At 65.2% G+C, this 17,303-nt stretch carries 18 protein-coding genes; 6 read left to right on the plus strand and 12 right to left on the minus strand.

Annotated elements, in window-relative coordinates:
* Nucleotides 1–120: 120 nt before the first annotated feature.
* From PVW49_RS00955 to PVW49_RS00970, 4 genes are all read right to left on the minus strand, one after another.
* Nucleotides 121–792 (minus strand): DUF2161 domain-containing phosphodiesterase, encoded by a 672-nt coding sequence (locus PVW49_RS00955; RefSeq protein ID WP_274564509.1) that lies wholly within the window; start codon nucleotides 790–792, stop codon nucleotides 121–123.
* Nucleotides 789–1,916: a carboxylate-amine ligase gene (locus tag PVW49_RS00960; protein WP_048531953.1), complete on the minus strand. Its 1,128-nt coding sequence runs from the start codon at nucleotides 1,914–1,916 to the stop codon at nucleotides 789–791. Before PVW49_RS00960 ends, PVW49_RS00955 begins: the two co-directional genes overlap by 4 nt.
* Nucleotides 1,917–2,004: 88 nt before the next feature.
* Nucleotides 2,005–2,406 carry a hypothetical protein gene (locus PVW49_RS00965; protein ID WP_274589688.1) on the minus strand — a complete coding sequence of 134 codons (402 nt, stop codon included), beginning with the start codon at nucleotides 2,404–2,406 and terminating at the stop codon, nucleotides 2,005–2,007.
* A gap of 274 nt (nucleotides 2,407–2,680) precedes the next feature.
* Entirely contained in the window at nucleotides 2,681–4,180 is a 1,500-nt protein-coding gene (locus PVW49_RS00970) for a CoA-acylating methylmalonate-semialdehyde dehydrogenase (RefSeq protein ID WP_074835781.1), read from the minus strand.
* Nucleotides 4,181–4,283: 103 nt separating this feature from the next.
* Between PVW49_RS00970 and PVW49_RS00975 the strand changes: the two genes are divergently transcribed.
* The 3 genes from PVW49_RS00975 (at nucleotide 4,284) to coaD (ending at nucleotide 6,285) form a co-directional block, all read left to right on the plus strand.
* Entirely contained in the window at nucleotides 4,284–5,180 is an 897-nt protein-coding gene (locus tag PVW49_RS00975; protein WP_074835779.1) for a LysR family transcriptional regulator, read from the plus strand.
* A 73-nt stretch (nucleotides 5,181–5,253) separates the two neighbouring features.
* On the plus strand, nucleotides 5,254–5,691 hold the full coding sequence (locus PVW49_RS00980) for a CBS domain-containing protein (RefSeq protein ID WP_048531949.1): 438 nt from the start codon (nucleotides 5,254–5,256) through the stop codon (nucleotides 5,689–5,691).
* Nucleotides 5,692–5,790: 99 nt separating this feature from the next.
* Nucleotides 5,791–6,285 (plus strand): pantetheine-phosphate adenylyltransferase, encoded by a 495-nt coding sequence (gene coaD / locus PVW49_RS00985; protein ID WP_048531948.1) that lies wholly within the window; start codon nucleotides 5,791–5,793, stop codon nucleotides 6,283–6,285.
* Between the two features lie 55 nt (nucleotides 6,286–6,340).
* Here the strand turns inward: coaD and PVW49_RS00990 are convergent, their stop codons facing one another.
* The 3 genes from PVW49_RS00990 to PVW49_RS01000 form a co-directional block, all read right to left on the minus strand.
* A complete protein-coding gene (locus PVW49_RS00990) occupies nucleotides 6,341–6,505 on the minus strand; it encodes a hypothetical protein (RefSeq protein ID WP_170850518.1) in 165 nt (54 codons plus the stop codon).
* A 223-nt stretch (nucleotides 6,506–6,728) separates the two neighbouring features.
* Nucleotides 6,729–7,730 (minus strand): type I glyceraldehyde-3-phosphate dehydrogenase, encoded by a 1,002-nt coding sequence (gene gap / locus PVW49_RS00995; RefSeq protein WP_048531947.1) that lies wholly within the window; start codon nucleotides 7,728–7,730, stop codon nucleotides 6,729–6,731.
* A 110-nt stretch (nucleotides 7,731–7,840) separates the two neighbouring features.
* Nucleotides 7,841–7,984 (minus strand): hypothetical protein, encoded by a 144-nt coding sequence (locus tag PVW49_RS01000; protein ID WP_048533793.1) that lies wholly within the window; start codon nucleotides 7,982–7,984, stop codon nucleotides 7,841–7,843.
* A gap of 130 nt (nucleotides 7,985–8,114) precedes the next feature.
* Here PVW49_RS01000 and ggt point away from each other — a divergent pair, with 130 nt between their 5' ends.
* Nucleotides 8,115–9,908, plus strand: a complete 1,794-nt coding sequence (gene ggt, locus PVW49_RS01005; protein WP_274589689.1) for a gamma-glutamyltransferase — start codon at nucleotides 8,115–8,117, stop codon at nucleotides 9,906–9,908.
* Here ggt and PVW49_RS01010 read toward each other — a convergent pair.
* From PVW49_RS01010 to gap (PVW49_RS01020), 3 genes are all read right to left on the minus strand, one after another.
* Nucleotides 9,820–10,419: a helix-turn-helix transcriptional regulator gene (locus tag PVW49_RS01010; protein ID WP_074835776.1), complete on the minus strand. Its 600-nt coding sequence runs from the start codon at nucleotides 10,417–10,419 to the stop codon at nucleotides 9,820–9,822. The genes ggt and PVW49_RS01010 overlap by 89 nt on opposite strands.
* On the minus strand, nucleotides 10,322–10,978 hold the full coding sequence (locus tag PVW49_RS01015) for a cytochrome b/b6 domain-containing protein (RefSeq protein WP_074835774.1): 657 nt from the start codon (nucleotides 10,976–10,978) through the stop codon (nucleotides 10,322–10,324). The genes PVW49_RS01010 and PVW49_RS01015 overlap by 98 nt, the downstream gene beginning before the upstream one ends.
* A 191-nt stretch (nucleotides 10,979–11,169) precedes the next feature.
* Nucleotides 11,170–12,174 carry a type I glyceraldehyde-3-phosphate dehydrogenase gene (gap, locus tag PVW49_RS01020; protein WP_274564529.1) on the minus strand — a complete coding sequence of 335 codons (1,005 nt, stop codon included), beginning with the start codon at nucleotides 12,172–12,174 and terminating at the stop codon, nucleotides 11,170–11,172.
* A 202-nt stretch (nucleotides 12,175–12,376) separates the two neighbouring features.
* On the opposite strand from gap (PVW49_RS01020), the gene PVW49_RS01025 reads away from it, so the two are divergent.
* The gene (locus PVW49_RS01025) at nucleotides 12,377–12,757 is read left to right on the plus strand and encodes a DoxX family protein (protein ID WP_048531944.1); all 381 of its coding nucleotides are present in this window, start codon (nucleotides 12,377–12,379) and stop codon (nucleotides 12,755–12,757) included.
* A 37-nt stretch (nucleotides 12,758–12,794) separates the two neighbouring features.
* Nucleotides 12,795–13,760 carry a DUF808 domain-containing protein gene (locus PVW49_RS01030; RefSeq protein ID WP_274589690.1) on the plus strand — a complete coding sequence of 322 codons (966 nt, stop codon included), beginning with the start codon at nucleotides 12,795–12,797 and terminating at the stop codon, nucleotides 13,758–13,760.
* Between the two features lie 3 nt (nucleotides 13,761–13,763).
* On the opposite strand, the gene PVW49_RS01035 is transcribed toward PVW49_RS01030, so the two are convergent.
* Entirely contained in the window at nucleotides 13,764–15,026 is a 1,263-nt protein-coding gene (locus PVW49_RS01035; protein ID WP_048531942.1) for a cation:proton antiporter, read from the minus strand.
* Between the two features lie 154 nt (nucleotides 15,027–15,180).
* The gene (gene tkt, locus PVW49_RS01040; RefSeq protein ID WP_074835768.1) at nucleotides 15,181–17,202 is read right to left on the minus strand and encodes a transketolase; all 2,022 of its coding nucleotides are present in this window, start codon (nucleotides 17,200–17,202) and stop codon (nucleotides 15,181–15,183) included.
* Between the last annotated feature and the right edge of the window lie 101 nt (nucleotides 17,203–17,303).

A 17,303-nucleotide genomic window follows, 5' to 3' on the forward strand; every position in this document is an offset into this window, starting at 1 on the left:
CGCGGAGATGAGGGGCAGTTTGCAAGAAACTTTTTGGCCAGTCGGGGCCGGGCAGGTCGGGGAACAGGTCAAAAAGATGGCAGGGCGGGCATCGCGGCGCGGCCCATGCAGGCCAATACGTCACAACTCGGTGTCGTCGCCGTTGCCCATCGCCTCGGTCCCGCGCGGGGTAAGCTGATAGACGCCGCGCGTGACCCGCTCGAACCAGCCATAATGGTCGTCGGCCATGATGCGGGTGGCTGTGGTGACGCCGGTGACCGCGCGGATCTCGGCGCATTTCGAGGCGCCATGGCGCCGCAGATGCAGGGCGATCTTGACCGCGTCCTGCCGATAGGCGGTGACCAGCGGGCCACTGCGCGCGGCACCGCCGAGGTTCGGGTCGCCCTCGCGGCGGGCAAATTCGCGCAACAGCCGGGACTTGCGCGCCTTGACCTTGCGCGGCGCATAAGGCGCGGGGTCGAGGTGGACCTCGGTATGGCCATCGCTCAGCCGCACGGTGATCAGACCGAGCCCGAGCCGGCGGCACAGGGTCTTGTTGTCCTTGAGCGCCCGCAGGAATCGCTTGCCGGGCAGGCGCGGCACCGCGACATAGACAAAATCCGTCATCGCCTGCCGCGCCACGGCCTGGTGAAACAGGGTCAGCGCAAAGCCGGTCTTCAGCTCGACGATCACCGGCTCGTCCTCGCCGGGGCGCAGGGCCACGACGTCGGCGGCGCCGATCTCGGCTTTGACGTCATAGCCCTGCGCCACAAGCAGCGCCTTCACATGGGGGTAGAGATCGGTTTCTTTCACAGGTCGGCCTGAAAATCCTCGATCAGATGGCTGACCACCGCGCGCATCTGGGTGTCATGATCAGCGCCGGCGGCCTCGGCCGCGACACGAACCGCGCGCTGGCGCATTGCAGAGGTGCCGCGGTCGAGGATGGTGCGCAGGTGCATCAGCTCTTCGACACAGTTCAGCGCCTCGGCGTCCTCGTGCAACAAGCCGATCAACTCGTTGGTCAGCTCGTCCATCGGTACGATCTCGCCCCGGCCGAAATCGATCAATCCTTCCTCGATGCCATAGCGCTGGGCCCGCCAGCGGTTTTCCGAGATCAGGAAGCGGTCGTAGATCCGCCAGCGCTGGTTGCGCGTGCGCAGGCGCCACAACATGCGGTGCAGGCATTGGATCACCGCCGCCACCGCCAGCGTGTCTTCCATCCGCGGGCAGACATCACAAATCCGCGTCTCGAGCGTGGGAAAGCTGTGGCTGGGGCGCAGATCCCACCAGATCTTGGTGCTGTCCTCGATCAGCCCAAGATCGACCAGCGCCTTGACGGAACGTTCGTATTCGTCCCAGGAGCTGAGCTGCGGCGGCAGGCCGGTGCGCGGAAGATTGTCGAAAACCGACAGGCGGTAAGAGCTCAATCCGGTGTCCTCGCCCTGCCAGAACGGCGAAGAGGTGGACAGCGCCAGAAGATGCGGCAGAAAATAGCTGAGCTGACGCAGCAGGTCGGCCCGCAGCGGGTCGTCGTTCAGGCCGACATGCACATGCATCCCGCAGATCAGCATCCGTCGCATCACCCCGCCCAGATCCTGGCGGATCCGGTTGTAGCGTTCCTTGTCGGTGTGGTGCTGGTTTTTCCAGTCGGCGAAGGGGTGGCAGGAGGCGGCAATCGGCGCGGCGTTGTGCCTGGCGGCGCAATCGGCAATCGTCCGGCGCAGGTGACGCAGGTCATCGCGGGCCTGGCCGACGTCCTCGCAGACGCCGGTGCCGATCTCGATCTGGCACTGCATGTACTCCGGGCTCACCTGATCGGCCAGCGCCTGCTTGCAATCGGCCATCATGTCGTCGGGTACCTCGACCAGGGCGAGGCTGTCGCGGTCGACCAGCAGGTATTCCTCTTCGATGCCGATGGTGAACTCGGGTGTGGCCATTGCGTCGGTCCCTTCGCCCGGCTGCTGCGCATTGCGACGAGCCTGCCATAACCTGCTGGCAGCGCGCAATATTAAGCATCCGGCGCCGTCAGGGAACCCGCAGCGTTTCGGGCGCCACGGCGAGAAATCTTGCCGCTTCGGCGCGGTCGCGGAACACACCCGCCGTGATCCCGTCAAAGCCCTGCATGAGCGCCAGATACATCCGCGCGGTGCCGAAGCCGATGTCGTTCGGGGCCAGGATGGCCACCCGAACCTCTTTGGCCTGCTCATAGAAGCCGGTGCGCGAACGCGTCAGGCTCATCACCTGGGTAAAGCTGAGATCGGCACTTTCCAATCCGGTCAGGTCGCAAAAGACATTCTGATCCGGCTTTCGATCGGGACTGGCCGCGAGTTCCTGGAACAAATCAGCCATGTCCTGTGCGCCGATCCGCCCGTCCAGTCGCAGCAGAAATAAACCCCGGTCGTGATCGACATCGAACTTGTAACGCATTTACCTCTCCCGACCTTGCGGTGCCGCCATTAAGCTTCGTGTTCCAAGGAACATCAGGGGAAAAAGCGGGTCAGCTTGCCATCACCATGACGGCACATGTCGGGAAACTCTATAAAAACGAGTGGTTGCAGGGGTATTTGACGCCATCGTCACGGTCTTGTGATGATGTATCCGATTTGCGTAAATTAATCGGGCGGACAATGACCCGCCAAAGCGCTTGATGCAACAAAGGGCGACCGCAAGGCCGCCCTTTTGGAATTATCACTCTGAGAGATCAATCCATCGCCTTGAAGTTGAATTCGCCGCCTTCCTTGATTCCCGAAAACCAGCGCGCGGTAACGGTCTTGGTCTTGGTGTAAAACCGGAAGGCATCGGGGCCGTATTGATTGAGGTCGCCGAAGGCCGACTTTTTCCAGCCGCCAAAGGTGTGATACGACAGCGGCACCGGGATCGGAAAGTTGATTCCGACCATGCCGACATTGACCCGATGGGCAAAGTCGCGCGCGGTGTCGCCATCGGCGGTATAGATCGCGGTGCCATTGCCGTAGTCGTTGTCGATGATCAGGTTCAGCGCGTCTTCATAGCTGTCCATCCGCACCTGGCTCAGCACCGGACCGAAGATCTCTTCGCGGTAGATGTCCATTTCGGGGGTGACATTGTCAAACAGCGACGGCCCGCAGAAGAAGCCGTTCTCATAGCCCTGCAATTGAAAGCCGCGGCCGTCGACCACCAGCTTGGCGCCTTGCTCGACACCGCTGTCGATCAGCCCGTTGATCCGTGCCTTGGCCTGGGCGGTGATGACCGGGCCGAAATCGACGTCATCGCCGGCGGTATAAGGCCCGACTTTCAGCTTTTCGACGCGCGGCACGAGTTTCTCGACGAGACGGTCGGCAGTCTCCGCGCCCACCGGCACCGCGACCGAGATCGCCATGCAGCGTTCGCCCGCCGCGCCGTAGCCCGCGCCCACCAGCGCATCGGCCGCCTTGTCGAGATCGGCGTCGGGCATGATGATCATGTGGTTCTTGGCGCCGCCAAAGCACTGGGCGCGTTTGCCGTTGGAGCAGGCGCGGCCATAGATATATTGCGCGATCGGGGTCGAGCCGACAAACCCCACAGCGGCAATGGTGTCATTGTCGAGGATCGCGTCGACGACCTCCTTGTCGCCGTTGACCACCTGAAGCACACCATCGGGCAGGCCGGCCTCTTGCAGCAGCTCGGCGAGGCGCAGCGAGGTCGAGGGCACCCGCTCGGAAGGTTTCAGGATCATCGCGTTGCCGGAGGCGAGGGCAGGGCCCATCTTCCACAGCGGGATCATCGCCGGGAAATTGAAGGGCGTGATACCGGCCACGACACCGAGCGGCTGGCGCATGGAATAGAGGTCGATGCCGGGGCCGCCGTCATTGGTGTGCTCGCCCTTGAGCAGATGCGGCGCGCCCATGCAGACCTCGATCACCTCGAGCCCGCGCTGCACGTCGCCCCTGGCGTCGGGCAGGGTCTTGCCGTGTTCGCGGCTGACCAGCTCGGCCAGCTCGTCCATGTGCTGGTTGATCAGCTGGCCGAATTTCATCATCACCCGGGCGCGGCGCTGCGGGTTGGTCGCGCCCCAGGCCTTTTGCGCTTCGGCCGCCTTGGCGACGGCGGCGTCAAGCTCGTCCTTGCTGGAGAGCCTGACCTGCGCCTGAACTTCGCCGGTGGCCGGGTTCATCACGTCGGCGGTGCGGCTTGAGCTGCTCTCGACCATCTGGCCGTCGATGTAATTCTTGATCACGTCCATGGGATCCTCCTGGGGTTCTTTGCGCAGAGCTTAGTCTTGCAATTTCGCCATGGGTAGGCGCAATGTGCCAAAGAGGTTTTGCATTATTGCAAAGGATGCCCGTATGGACCCTTGGGATGATTTCCGTGTCTTTCTTGCCGTGGCACGGCAGGAAAGCCTGTCAGCGGCAGGCCGTGCACTGCGGATCGATCCGGCGACGGTGGGGCGGCGCGTGGCTCGGCTTGAACAGCGGCTGGGCCAGCCGCTGTTTGCCAAATCGCCGCAAGGCTATGCGCTGACCGATGCGGGCCAGCGGTTGTTGCCGCATGCGGAACAGGCCGAACAGGCCACCCAGGGGGCCGTGGAGGCGCTGGCAGGGGCGACCGAGGGGCTGACCGGACAGATCCGCATCGGGGCGCCGGACGGCTGCGCCAACTTCCTGCTGCCCCGGGTCTGCGCGGCGTTGTCGCGCGACAATCCCGAGCTGGAAATCCAGATCCTCAGTCAGCCGCGTGTCGTCAACCTGTCGAAGCGCGAGGCCGATCTGGCGATCTCGGTCAGTCCGCCCACCGCCGGGCGGCTCAGCGTGCAGAAGATCGCCGATTATCACCTGCACATCGCCGCAGCCGAGGCCTATCTGGCGTCGAGATCGCCGATCGCCGCCCCGGGCGATCTCAGGGGGCACCGAGTCGTCGGCTACATCTCCGACATGATCTTCGACCGCGAGCTCGACTACCTCTCGGAACTGGGCCTCGACCAGGTGCACCTGGCGTCGAACTCGGTCTCGGTCCAGCTCAACTGGCTGCGCCAGGGCGGGGGGATCGGCATCGTGCATGATTTTGCGCTGCCCTTCGCGCCAGAGTTGCGCAAGGTGCTGGCGCAGGAGATCTCTCTGACCCGGGCCTTTTATCTGGTGCGGCATGCCGATGACCGGCGTCTCGACCGCATGAACCGCTTTGCCGCGGCGCTTGTGGCGGAAATGCGCGATGAAGTGGCCCGTCTCGAACACTTGGCGGAATAAGTCTTTAGGATTGGTTGACAGGCGAAGGACTTGCGGGAAAGCTGAACGCAAGAAGCAAGGCAAGGAGCACGCGATGCTGGTCCAGCAGATTCTCAAGTCCAAGGCAGATGCAACTGTCTTTACCGTGCCCCCCGGCACTCTGGTCTCGGAAGCGGCGGAAATCCTGGCCGAAAAGCGCATCGGGACGGTGATCGTCTCGGCCGATGGTGGCAAGACGGCCATGGGGATCCTGTCGGAACGCGACATCGTTCGGGAACTCGCCAAGACCGGCGGCGCCTGCCTCTCTGAAAAGGTCGAGGCCTATATGACCAGCGATCTGGAAACCGCGACCCGCGACGAAAAGGCCGATACCATACTGGCGCGGATGACCGAAGGGCGCTTTCGCCACATGCCGGTGATCGAGGGCGGCGAGCTTGTCGGGCTGATCACCCTGGGGGATGTGGTCAAGGCGCGCCTCTCAGAACTGGCGATGGAAAAGGACGCGCTTGAAGGGATGATCATGGGCCATTAACGCCCTGATCGCACGCAACTTCTGACGATGCGCTTGACACTGCATCCTGCAACGCGGCATTCATCCGCCAAGTGACACGACCCGAAAGCGGACTTGCTCATGCGCATCGGCCTCTATCCCGGCACCTTCGACCCGATCACCGAAGGTCATATCGATATCATCCGCCGGGCGACCGTCCTGGTCGACAGGCTGGTCATCGGCGTCGCGATCAACCGCGACAAGGGCCCGTTGTTCACGCTCGAGGAACGGGTGGCGATGATCGAGCGGGAATGCGGCCATCTGGCCGAGCAGACCGGCACCGAAATCGTCGCGCATCCTTTCGAGAACCTGCTGATCGACTGTGCCCGCGACGTCGGCGCCGGGGTGATCGTGCGTGGCCTGCGCGCGGTGGCGGATTTCGAATATGAATTCCAGATGGTTGGCATGAACCGGGCGCTCGACGATTCCATCGAGACCGTCTTTCTGATGGCCGAGGCCCGGCATCAGGCGATCGCGTCGAAGCTGGTCAAGGAAATCGCCCGTCTCGGCGGCGATGTCAGCAAATTCGTCACGCCGGCGGTGCATAAGGCGCTGACCGAGAAGTTCAGCAAATAAAAACGCCCCGGGATGGCCGGGGCGCGGGGTCTCTCAGGCGGTGCGGGCTGGCGCATCAGGCGCCATAGACCGCCCGCGCCGCGATCTTGTCGGCATCGCCCTGACGGATGCCCAGGTCCAGGGCCGTGCCATGCGGCAGGCTGCGCAGCTCTTTCGCGGTGCGGCGATAGGCAACGTGTTTTTGCAGGCGGTCGCGCAAGGTGGTCATTGCATGGGTCATGGTTTGTCCTTTCCCGATCTTTGTTCTGACGCTTTCGCGCCGGTTACAGCAGCGATATGGGCCCGTTTGGCGGCCGGACAACGTCCGGCGCGACAAAGCCGCCATGCATGAGGCGTGCAGCTGAAAGCGCTGAAAACACGGGCTTTCCCCGCAGTGACCCACAAAAAGAAACGCCCCCGCAGGTCTGCGGGGGCGCTCTCGTTCAAATTCGACGGGCGTGGGCTCAGATCAGCTTGCCCATGGCGACGGCGGTGTCGGCCATGCGGTTGGAGAAGCCCCATTCATTGTCGTACCAGCTCAGGATGCGCACCATGGTGCCCTCCATGACCTTGGTCTGGTCGCAGTGGAACACCGAGGAATGCGGGTCGTGGTTGAAATCCGAGGACACCAGCTGACGGTCGGTATAGCCGAGGATGCCTTTGAGCGGGCCGTCGGCCGCGGCGCGGATCGCGTTGTTGATCTCCTCGACCGTGGTTTCGCGCGCGGCTTCGAAGGTCAGATCGACAACCGAAACATTCGGGGTGGGGACGCGGATCGCAACACCGTCGAGCTTGCCGTTCAGCTCGGGCAGCACCAGACCCACGGCCTTGGCGGCACCGGTCGAGGTAGGGATCATCGACAGCGCCGCGGCGCGGGCGCGATAGAGATCCTTGTGCATCGTGTCCAGCGTCGGCTGGTCGCCGGTGTAGCTGTGGATCGTGGTCATGAAGCCCTTGGCGATGCCGATCTCGTCGTTCAGCACCTTGGCCACCGGCGACAGGCAGTTGGTGGTGCAGGACGCGTTCGAAACGATCAGGTCTTCGGCGGTCAGCGTGTCATGGTTGACGCCATAGACGATGGTCTTGTCGGCGTCCTTGCCCGGGGCCGAGATCAGCACGCGGGACGAGCCGTTCTCGAGATGCGCCTGGCATGCCTCTTTCGAGGTGAAGATGCCGGTGCATTCCAGCACGACATCGACGTCTTTCCAGGGCAGGTCGGCGGGATTGCGCTCGGCGGTGACGCGGATCTTGCCACGGCCGACATCGATCCAGTCGTCGCCGGTGGTCACTTCGGCGGGAAAGCGGCCGTGCACAGAGTCGAATTGCAGCAGATGCGCATTGGTTTCGACCGGACCCAGATCGTTGATCGCAATGACGTCGATGTCCTTGCGGTCGCTTTCGATGATGGCGCGCAGAACGTTGCGGCCAATGCGTCCAAATCCGTTGATGGCAACTTTAACAGCCATGATCTTCTCCTAGCTTCGCGCAGAGTGACTGGGCAGCCAGAGCCGCCCGGCGATTCCGATTTCCGTTATCGCTAACAAACTCATTTGATCCCGAGAGTCAATCGCCGGCCTCAGCGCCAGAAGGCGACCCACTCCAGGAGTTCCAGGAATTTCTTGGCCAGAAACAGGAAGTTCTCGGTGCCGGAGAGGACGTAAACTGCGGTGATTGCGGCCAGAATGGCCAGTCCCAGGTAAACGGCGATGCGGTTCGTCATGACGGCTGGCTCCGGTTTGCTGTCAGCCTGCCGCAGAGTGACCCAAGGGGCAACCGGCAAATTGGCGCTTTGCCTGATGCCGGATCGGTGGCACCCTCCGAGGTAGATTTCAGGAGGAGAGGATACCGTCATGAGATATTTTTCCGGCACGATGACGCTGGCCGCGCTGGTCGCCTGGCCGGCGCTGGCGCAGCAGGCCGCCGACGATGTCGCCCCCGAGGCCGAGATCGGCCGGCCCGCCGCCTTCGAGGCGCTGTCAGATCAGGCGCAGGCGGCGATGGATGCCAAGGCCGCCGGCATGCCGGTCACGGCGCAGGAGTGGATGGTGGTCGCTGCCAACCCGCTGGCGGTCGAGGCCGGGGCCGAGGTGCTGGCCGCCGGCGGCAGCGCCGCCGACGCCATGGTCGCCGTGCAGAGCGTGCTGGGGCTGGTCGAGCCGCAATCCTCGGGGCTGGGCGGTGGCGCCTTTCTGGTCTGGTACGACGCCGAGAGCGGCGAAGTCACCACGCTCGACGGCCGCGAAACCGCGCCGCTCGCGGCGACACCGCGATTGTTTCAGGACGAGACCGGCGAACCGCTGCAATTTTTCGACGCGGTTGTCGGCGGGCTTTCGGTGGGCACGCCGGGCACACCCCGGCTGATGGAAGAGGCGCATCGCCGCTGGGGCCGGTCCAACTGGGCCGGGCTGTTCGACCGGGCCATGCAGCTGGCAGAAGACGGCTTTGTCGTCTCGCCGCGTCTGGCCGGGCTGGTGCGCGACGATGCCGAGCGGCTCCAGCGCTTTCCCGCCACCGCCCGCTATTTCTTTCCCGACGGCGAGGCGATTGCCGAAGGCGACAGCCTGACCAACCCGGAGTATGCCGAGGTGCTGCGACTGATGGCCGAGGGCGGCAGCGAGGCATTCTACAGCGGGCCGGTGGCCGAGGATATCGTCGCCACCGTGCGCGGCGCCGAGGGCAATCCCGGCGTGCTGTCTTCGGTCGATCTGGCGCTTTACCAGGTCAAGGAGCGCCCGGCGGTCTGCGTGCCCTATCGCGCGCATGAGGTCTGCGGCATGGGGCCGCCGTCGTCGGGGGCGCTGACCGTGGGGCAGATCCTCGGCATGCTCGACCACTACGATCTTGCCACCCTTGGAGCGGCGTCGCCAGAGGCCTGGCGGCTGATCGGCGATGCCTCGCGGCTCGCCTTCGCCGACCGGGGCCGCTACATGGCCGACAGCGATTTCGTTCCGGTGCCGGTTCAGGGGCTGGTTGCCGCGCCATATCTCGAGGAGCGGTCGCAACTGCTGTCGGGCGATGACGCGCTGCCCGAGGTCAGCTCCGGCACCCCGGAATATGACCACGCCTTCCTCTGGTCCGATGACGAGAGCATCGAACTGCCTTCGACCTCGCATATCTCGATCGTCGATGCCGAGGGCAATGCGCTGTCGATGACTACGACAATCGAAAACGGCTTCGGTTCGCGGCTCTTCGTGCGCGGCTTCCTGCTCAACAACGAGCTGACCGATTTCTCCTTCCGCACCCATTCCGACGGCATGCCCATCGCCAACCGGGTCGAGCCCGGCAAGCGACCGCGCTCTTCGATGGCGCCGACCATCGTGCTCCGGGACGGGGCGCCGGTGCTGGTTACCGGCAGCCCGGGCGGCAGCCGGATCATCGGCTATGTGGCGCAATCGATCATCGCCGTGCTCGATTGGGGCATGGATGTGCAGCAGGCCGTCGCCATGCCGCATCTGGTCAACCGCTTCGGCACCTATGACGTCGAAGAGAGCACCTCGGCCGCCGATCTGACCACCGCGCTTGCGGACATGGGGTTCGAGGTCAATGCGCGCGGGCTTACGTCAGGCCTGCATGCGATTTCGCTGGGTGAGGCTCTGACGGGAGGGGCCGATCCGCGCCGGGAAGGGATTGCACTGGGGCAATAGCTCCGGTTCCGGTCAACAGCGGTGCGCGCATCAGATCCTCGATCAGAAGGCTGAGCAGCGCGCCGCGCCCGGACACCCCCGCCTTGCGATAGATCGCATTGAGCTGGGATTTGACCGTCCCCTCGGCCGAGCCGCGATGGCCGGCAATCTCGGGGATGGTCAGCCCCTTGAGGGTAAAGAGCGCGACGTCGCTTTCGGCCGGCGTCAGGGCCCAGGCCTCGAAATGCCGCTGCATCACCTGATGCAGCTCGCCCGCCGCGATGCTGACCTGCCGCTCCAGCGCGGTCTTGCGCTGCAAGAGCATCCGCAGATAGCGCACCTGAAAGAAGATCGCCAACACCAGCGTCAGCGTGATCAGCGCTTCGGGGATCAGGTCGGCCTCTTCGGGGGCCGTCCATTCTTCGGTCAGAAGATCATATATGACGTCGCCGACGAAATACCCGGCGCTCAGGAGTTGCGCCAGGATTGCCAGCGCGAGGGTGCGCGGTTGCTGCGTCGTGGTCGGGGCCATTGTGCCAGTATAGGTCATCGGGCAGGGGTTTGACACCGGTGAGCAAGGTCAGAACCAGATTGGCCCGGTAGTGCAGGCTGGCCCAGACCACGCCGGCCAGATAGGCCGCCAGCGCCACGTGAAAGCCCAGGGCCAGCGCCTCGTGGATCGCCTCCGTCCCGCCGCGCGCGCCGCCAAGCGCCAGCGCGGCGCCACTGAGCACCACCAGCGCCAGCATGGCCAGCAGGACAAGCGAGAGCACCGCGCCGAGGGGTGATGGCCCGAGATCGAAGCGTTGCTCGCCCCGCGCCAGATCGGACAGCTGCAATGCGATCTCGGCCCGGCCCGGCCAGAGCGCGCCAAGCGCCGCGCTCTGCGGGCCGATCACACCCCAGAGCAGCCGCAGGACAAGACAGAGGCCAAGCATCGCGCCGGCCCAGACATGGGCCGCGCCCCCCTCTGGCGTCACGATGGCGGTGAGATAGCTGACTGCCAGGGCCCAGCGCAGGCCAAGCTGCACCGGATCGCAGCAGCGGACGGCGGTGACGGAGGGGCAGGCCGAACCTGGGCTGTGGGTCATGGGGGCTTCCTCTGACAAGGCCGATATCCATGGGTCTGCCCTGACATTGGCCTGTGACAGTTTCATGAGATATCCACCAAAGAGGCAAAATTGCCGCCTATAACTTTGGTTCAGCGCCAATCCCCAGGCGGCCGCCGCAAAAAAGCCCGCCGGAACACCGGCGGGCCTGGATCGTGGGGCTGCGGAAAGGTTCAGTGGAGCAGCCGGCCCATGGCGGCGGCGACATCGGCCATACGCACCGAAAAGCCCCATTCGTTGTCGTACCAGGCGAGCACCCGCACGGTGCGGCCGCCGACGACCTTGGTCTGGTCCGGGGCAAAGATCGAGCTTTGCGGCGTGTGGTTGAAATCGATGCTCACCTTGGGTTCGGGGTCATAGCCCAGCACCGCGCCCATGTGGCCGGCGGCGGCTTCGCGCACGATCTCGTTGACGTCCTCGACGGTGACATCCTTGCCCGCTTCGAAGGTCAGATCGACGGCCGAGACATTCGGCGTCGGCACCCGCATCGCGGTGCCGTCGAGCTTGCCCTTGAGGTTGGGCAGCACTTCGCCGAGCGCCTTGGCGGCACCGGTGGAGGTGGGGATCATCGCCATGGCGGCGGCGCGGGCGCGGTAGAGGTCGTTGTGGCGGCGGTCCAGCGTCGGCTGATCGCCGGTGTAGCTGTGGATCGTGGTCATGATGCCGCGTTCGATGCCGATCGCCTCGTCCAGCACCTTGGCCAGCGGCGCCAGGCAGTTGGTGGTGCAGGATCCGTTCGAGATCATCGTGTCGCCGGGGATCAGATCGCGGTGGTTGACGCCGTAGACCACGGTTTTCTGCACGTTCTTGGCCGGCGCCGAAATCAGCACCGATTTGGCGCCACGTTCCAGGTGTACGCCGGCCTTGTTGCCGTCGTTGAACTGGCCGGTGCATTCCAGCACCACGTCGCAGCCCGACCAGTCGAGCTCTGCGGGATCGTAGGTCGAGAACATCTCCATCGGGCCGCGGCCGAGATCCATGGTGCCATTGGCGACTTTGACCTCGCCGGGAAAGCGGCCATGCACGCTGTCATAGCGGAGGAGGTGGGCCGAGGTCTCGAGCGGGCCGGTGGCGTTGATCTTGACCACCTGCACATCGTTGCGCGCCGCCTCGGCGATATGCGCCAGCGTGCAGCGGCCGATCCGGCCAAATCCGTTGATCCCGACAGTGACAGTCATCCGATTTCTCCTGCGCGTTTCCTTGGCCGTGGTGATACCGAGCAGGCGCAGCATGTCAAAGGGAAATGCCTTGTTTTCCAATGTGATAGCGTTAACCGTGGCGCGGGAGCGCATGGTGGCGCTAACCTGTTTGCGCTATCCTCGCATGGTGGCGTTAACGGCGGCGGCGGGACTTTGCGCCGGGCGCGCTAGGTAGACGTCGATGAAGACTCGACTTGATGATCTCGCGGTATTCACCGGCCGCCTTCTGATTGCCGCCCTCTTCCTCGGCGGTGCGGTGCAGAAAGCGCTGAGCCCCGGCGGCACGACCGGCCTGCTGGCCGATTGGCAGCTTCCGCTCTGGCTGATCTGGCCGGCGCTCGGGTTCAACGCCCTGGCCGGCCTTGCGTTGGTGTTCGGGGTGCAGGTGCGGGCGGTGGCGGTCCTGCTGGCGCTCTATTGCGGCGTGACCTCGGTGTTCCATTTCCTGCCCGACGATCCCTGGCAGATGACGATCTTTGTCAAGAACTGGGCGATTGCCGGTGGGTGCCTGGTCCTGGCCGCGCATGGACCGGGGCGATGGGCCTTGCAGCCGGAGAGCTGACCTCTACATTGCCCACGGACAGCCTGGGGAGAATGACATGAGCGGTTTGCTGGCGCTGCTGGACGATGTGGCGGGGATTGCCAAGGTGGCGGCGGCGTCGGTCGACGATATTGCCGGCCAGGCGGCCAAGGCGGGCGCCAAGGCGGCCGGCGCGGTGATCGACGATGCGGCGGTGACGCCGAAGTATCTCACCGGTTTCGAGCCGGCGCGCGAACTGCCCATCGTCTGGCGCATCGCCCGGGGCTCGCTGATCAACAAGCTGGTGTTCTTGCTGCCGGCGGGGCTGGCGCTTTCGGCCTTCGCGCCCTGGCTGATCGCGCCGCTGTTGATGCTGGGCGGCGCCTACCTCTGTTTCGAGGGCGCCGAGAAGGTGGCCCATGCGCTGGGTTTTGGCGCCCATCACGGCGGGCCGGACGGCAGCCATCTCAACCGGGATCCGGCGCATCTCGAAGAAGAGAAAATCAAGGGCGCGATCAAGACCGATTTCATCCTGTCGGCCGAGATCATGACCATTGCCCTGGCGGCCATTCCGGCCAGCACCTTCTGGCTCGAGGCGGCGACGCTGGCGACCGTGGCGGTGGGCATCACGCTCGCGGTCTATGGCGCGGTGGCGCTGATCGTGAAGGCCGACGACCTCGGGCTGTGGATGGCGGCGAAGGGCCGGCTGGGCCTGACCCGGGCGCTGGGCCGGGGGATCGTGACCGCCATGCCCGGCTTCATGAAGCTTCTGATGGTTGTCGGCACCGCCGCCATGCTCTGGGTCGGCGGCTCGATCATCGTGCACGGGCTGGCCGAGATGGGCTGGCACGGGCCGGAAGAGGCGATCAAGCACTACGCCGTGGCCGTCGCCGATCTTGGTGCGGATAGCTGGCGCGCCGCGCTGGAATGGACCGGCAAGGCGGCGATTGACGGGCTGTTGGGGCTGGCGCTGGGGATTGTGCTGATCCCGATCGGCACCAAACTGATCGCGCCGCTCTGGGCGCGGGTCTTTGCCCGGGGCTGAGGCTCAGGCCTCGGGGCCTTCGGCTTCCTGCGACAGATCCTCGATCGCCATGGCCGAGGTGAAGCCGTGCAGCAGGGTGGAAATCAGGATGGTGAAACCGACCAGCGCCCAAAGCCGGTCTTCGTTGAGAAACTCGATCTTGCCGGCGGCATAGGCGAGGTAATAGATCGAGCCGATACCGCGCACACCATAGATCGCAACCACCCACCGGTCGCGGCCGCGCACATCGGTGCCGATCAGCGACAGCCAGCCCGCAATCGGCCGTACCAGAAGGATCAGCGCCAGGGCGATGCCGGCATCGGTCCAGCTCAGCCCTTGGAGCAGCGCCGGCAAAACCGCCCCCAGCGCCACCAGAAGCACCGCCGTCAGCGCATGTTCCAGCGCCTGGGTGAAATTGTGCAGCCGGCGGTGAAACTCGTGCTCGGCCTCGATCCGCCGCAGGGTCAGCCCCATGACCGCCACGGCGATAAAGCCGTATCCTTCGACTAGTTCGGTGCTGCCGTAACAGAGCAGCACCCCGGCCAGCGCCACCACGCCCGAGGCGGTGTCGGCCAGCGTCGCGCCGCGGGGCAGCACGAAAAGCACCTGTCCCAGTGCCCAGCCGCCGGCGGTGCCCATGGCCACCCCGGCCGCAATCCGCCAGGCCACGTCCTGAGCCAGCCATTGCGGCCCCCAGTCGCCAAACAGCGTGCCCTGTGCCGCCACCGCCAGTCCGAGATAGACAAAGGGAAAGGCCAGCCCGTCGTTCATCGCCGCCTCGGTGGTCAGCGCAAAGCGCACCGGATGCTCGCCGCCCTCGAGCGGCGGGCCGACCTGGACGCCGCCGGCCAGCACCGGATCGGTGGGCGCCAGCACCGCGCCCAGCAGGATCGCGGCGGCGACCGTCATGCCGGCAAAGACATGGCCCATCACCACCACGGCAAGAATGGTCAGCGGCATCGCCAGCGCCAGCAGGCGGATCGTCGGCGCCCAGCGGCGGAGCGACGACAGGTTGTCGATCCGGATGCCGGTGGCAAAGAGCGCAATGATCACCGTCAGCTCGGCGACAATTTCCCAAGGCTGGGGCTGGATGCGCGGATCGGGCAGTGCGGGCAGGCCCGGCACCACCGCATAGGCCAGCATCCCCAGCAGGATCATCAGCCCCGGCGCCGCCGGCTCGCGCCGGCTCACCCAGCGGGGCAGCCAATGGGCGAGGATGATCACACCGCCAAGCGCGGTCAGCAGAAAATGATAGCCATCGAGGCCGAAAAAGGCACTGTCGCTCATCGGTCGATCCTCGTGTTACGCGCCGGGGCGGGCTCCGGGCGGGCAGGGCCGCCGTCGGAAAAGGAACGGGCCGGTTGCGCAGGCAGTTCCCTGCGCGCCCGGCCCGTCCAAAGATGTACCGGCCCGGGTCGCGGGCCGGAGGGGGTGCGGGCGATCAGCCCAGCAGATCCTTGACCTTGGCGACAACCGCCTCGGCGGTGATGCCGAAATGCTCGAAAAGCTCGCCGGCCGGGGCCGAGGCGCCAAAGCTGTCCATGCCGATGAACCCGGCCTTGGCCTCGCGGCCGCGCTCGCCCAGAAGCCAGCGATCCCACCCGCCGGCCCGCATGCCGGCCTCGATGCCGACACGCACCGGGCCGCCGGGCAGGACACGTTTGCGATAGGCGTCGTCCTGCTGGGCGAAAAGCTCCATGCAGGGCATCGACACCACGCGCACGCCGATCCCCTCAGCCTGAAGGGTTTCGCGCGCCTGCATGGCGATCTCGACCTCGGAACCGGTGGCGATCAGGATGACCTCGCGCTTGCCCTCGGCATCGGCCAGCACATAGCCGCCCTGCGCGACCATGTTCTTGGTCTTGTGCTCGGTGCGCACGGTGGGCAGGCCCTGGCGGGTCAGCGACAGCACCGACGGTGTCTTCTGCTGGGTCAGCGCGATTTCCCAGGCCTCGGCGGTTTCCACCGTGTCGGCCGGGCGAAACACCAGCGTGTTGGGGGTGGCGCGCGAAATCGCCAGATGCTCGACCGGCTGGTGCGTCGGGCCGTCTTCGCCGAGGCCGATGCTGTCATGGGTCATGACATAGACCACCGGTTGCTGCATCAGCGCCGAGAGACGCATGGCGGGGCGGGCGTAATCGGTAAAGCACATGAAGGTGCCGCCATAGGGCCGCACGCCGCCATGCAGCGCCATGCCGTTCATCGCCGAGGCCATGCCGTGTTCGCGGATGCCGAAATAGACATAGCGCCCGGCGCGGTTGTCCACGTCGAAAACCCCGAGATCGCCGGTCTTGGTGTTGTTCGAACCGGTCAGGTCGGCCGAGCCGCCAAGGGTCTCGGGCATGATCGGGTTGATCACCTCGAGCACCATTTCCGAGCTCTTGCGGGTCGCCGCCTTGGGCTTTTCTTCGCTGACCTGTTTCTTCAGCGCCTTGATCGTGGCCGAGAGCTTCTTGGGCGCCTCGCCGTTTTGCTGGCGCTCAAACTCTTTCTGCTTGGCGCCGGAGGCCGCGCTGAACCGCGTCTCCCAGTCGCCACGCGCCGCCGCGCCGCGCTGGCCGATCGCTTCCCAGGCGGATTTGATCTCGGCCGGCACTTCGAAGGGGCCGTAAGGCCAGTCATAGGCCTCCTTGGCGGCCGTCAACTGCTCGGGATCGGTCAGCGCGCCATGGCCCTTGGAGGTGTCCTGCGCGGCATGGCCCAGGGCGATATGGGTCTTGCAGGCGATCATCGACGGCAGATCGGATTTCTTCGCGGCGGTGATGGCGGCGTCGATTTCCTCGGGGTTGTGGCCGTCGATTTCCTGCACATGCCAGCCGGCGGCCTCGAAGCGCGCTTTCTGATCGGTGCGGTCCGACAGCGCGACCTTGCCGTCGATGGTGATGTTGTTGTCATCCCAGAAAACGGTGAGCTTGGACAGCTTCTGCCGCCCGGCAAGGCCGATGGCCTCGTGGCTGACGCCTTCCATCAGGCAGCCGTCGCCGGCGATGACATAGGTGTGGTGGTCAACCAGCTTGGCGCCGAAACGGGCACGCTGGATCTCTTCGGCCATGGCGAAGCCGACGGAATTGGCGATGCCCTGACCCAGCGGGCCGGTTGTGGTCTCGATCGCCTTGGCGAGGAAGTTCTCGGGGTGGCCGGCGGTCTTGGCGCCCAGCTGGCGGAAGTTCTTGATCTGGTCGAGGGTGATTTCCGCATCGCCGGTCAGGTAGAGCAGCGAATAGAGCAGCATCGAACCATGGCCGGCCGAAAGGATAAAGCGGTCGCGGTCGGGCCACTCGGGGTTGGCGGCGTCGAATTTCAGGTGCTTTTCAAACAGCACGGTGGCCACGTCGGCCATGCCCATCGGCATGCCGGAATGCCCGGAATTGGCCGCATGTACCGCGTCGAGCGTCAGGGCACGGATCGCTGCCGCTTTCTTCCAATGGTCGGGATGGGCAGATTTCAGCGCGTCGATGTCCAAGGGAGCGTTCCTTCTTGAGCTGTGGTTGCCAGCTGAATAGCAGTCGGGCCGCAGAGTTCAAGGCGGCGTGAACAGTGTCGTGTAAGTGCTTGATGTCAATC

Origin of the sequence: Marinovum sp. PR37 (assembly GCF_028807375.1) — a bacterium.
Taxonomy (GTDB): Bacteria; Pseudomonadota; Alphaproteobacteria; order Rhodobacterales; family Rhodobacteraceae; genus Marinovum; species Marinovum algicola.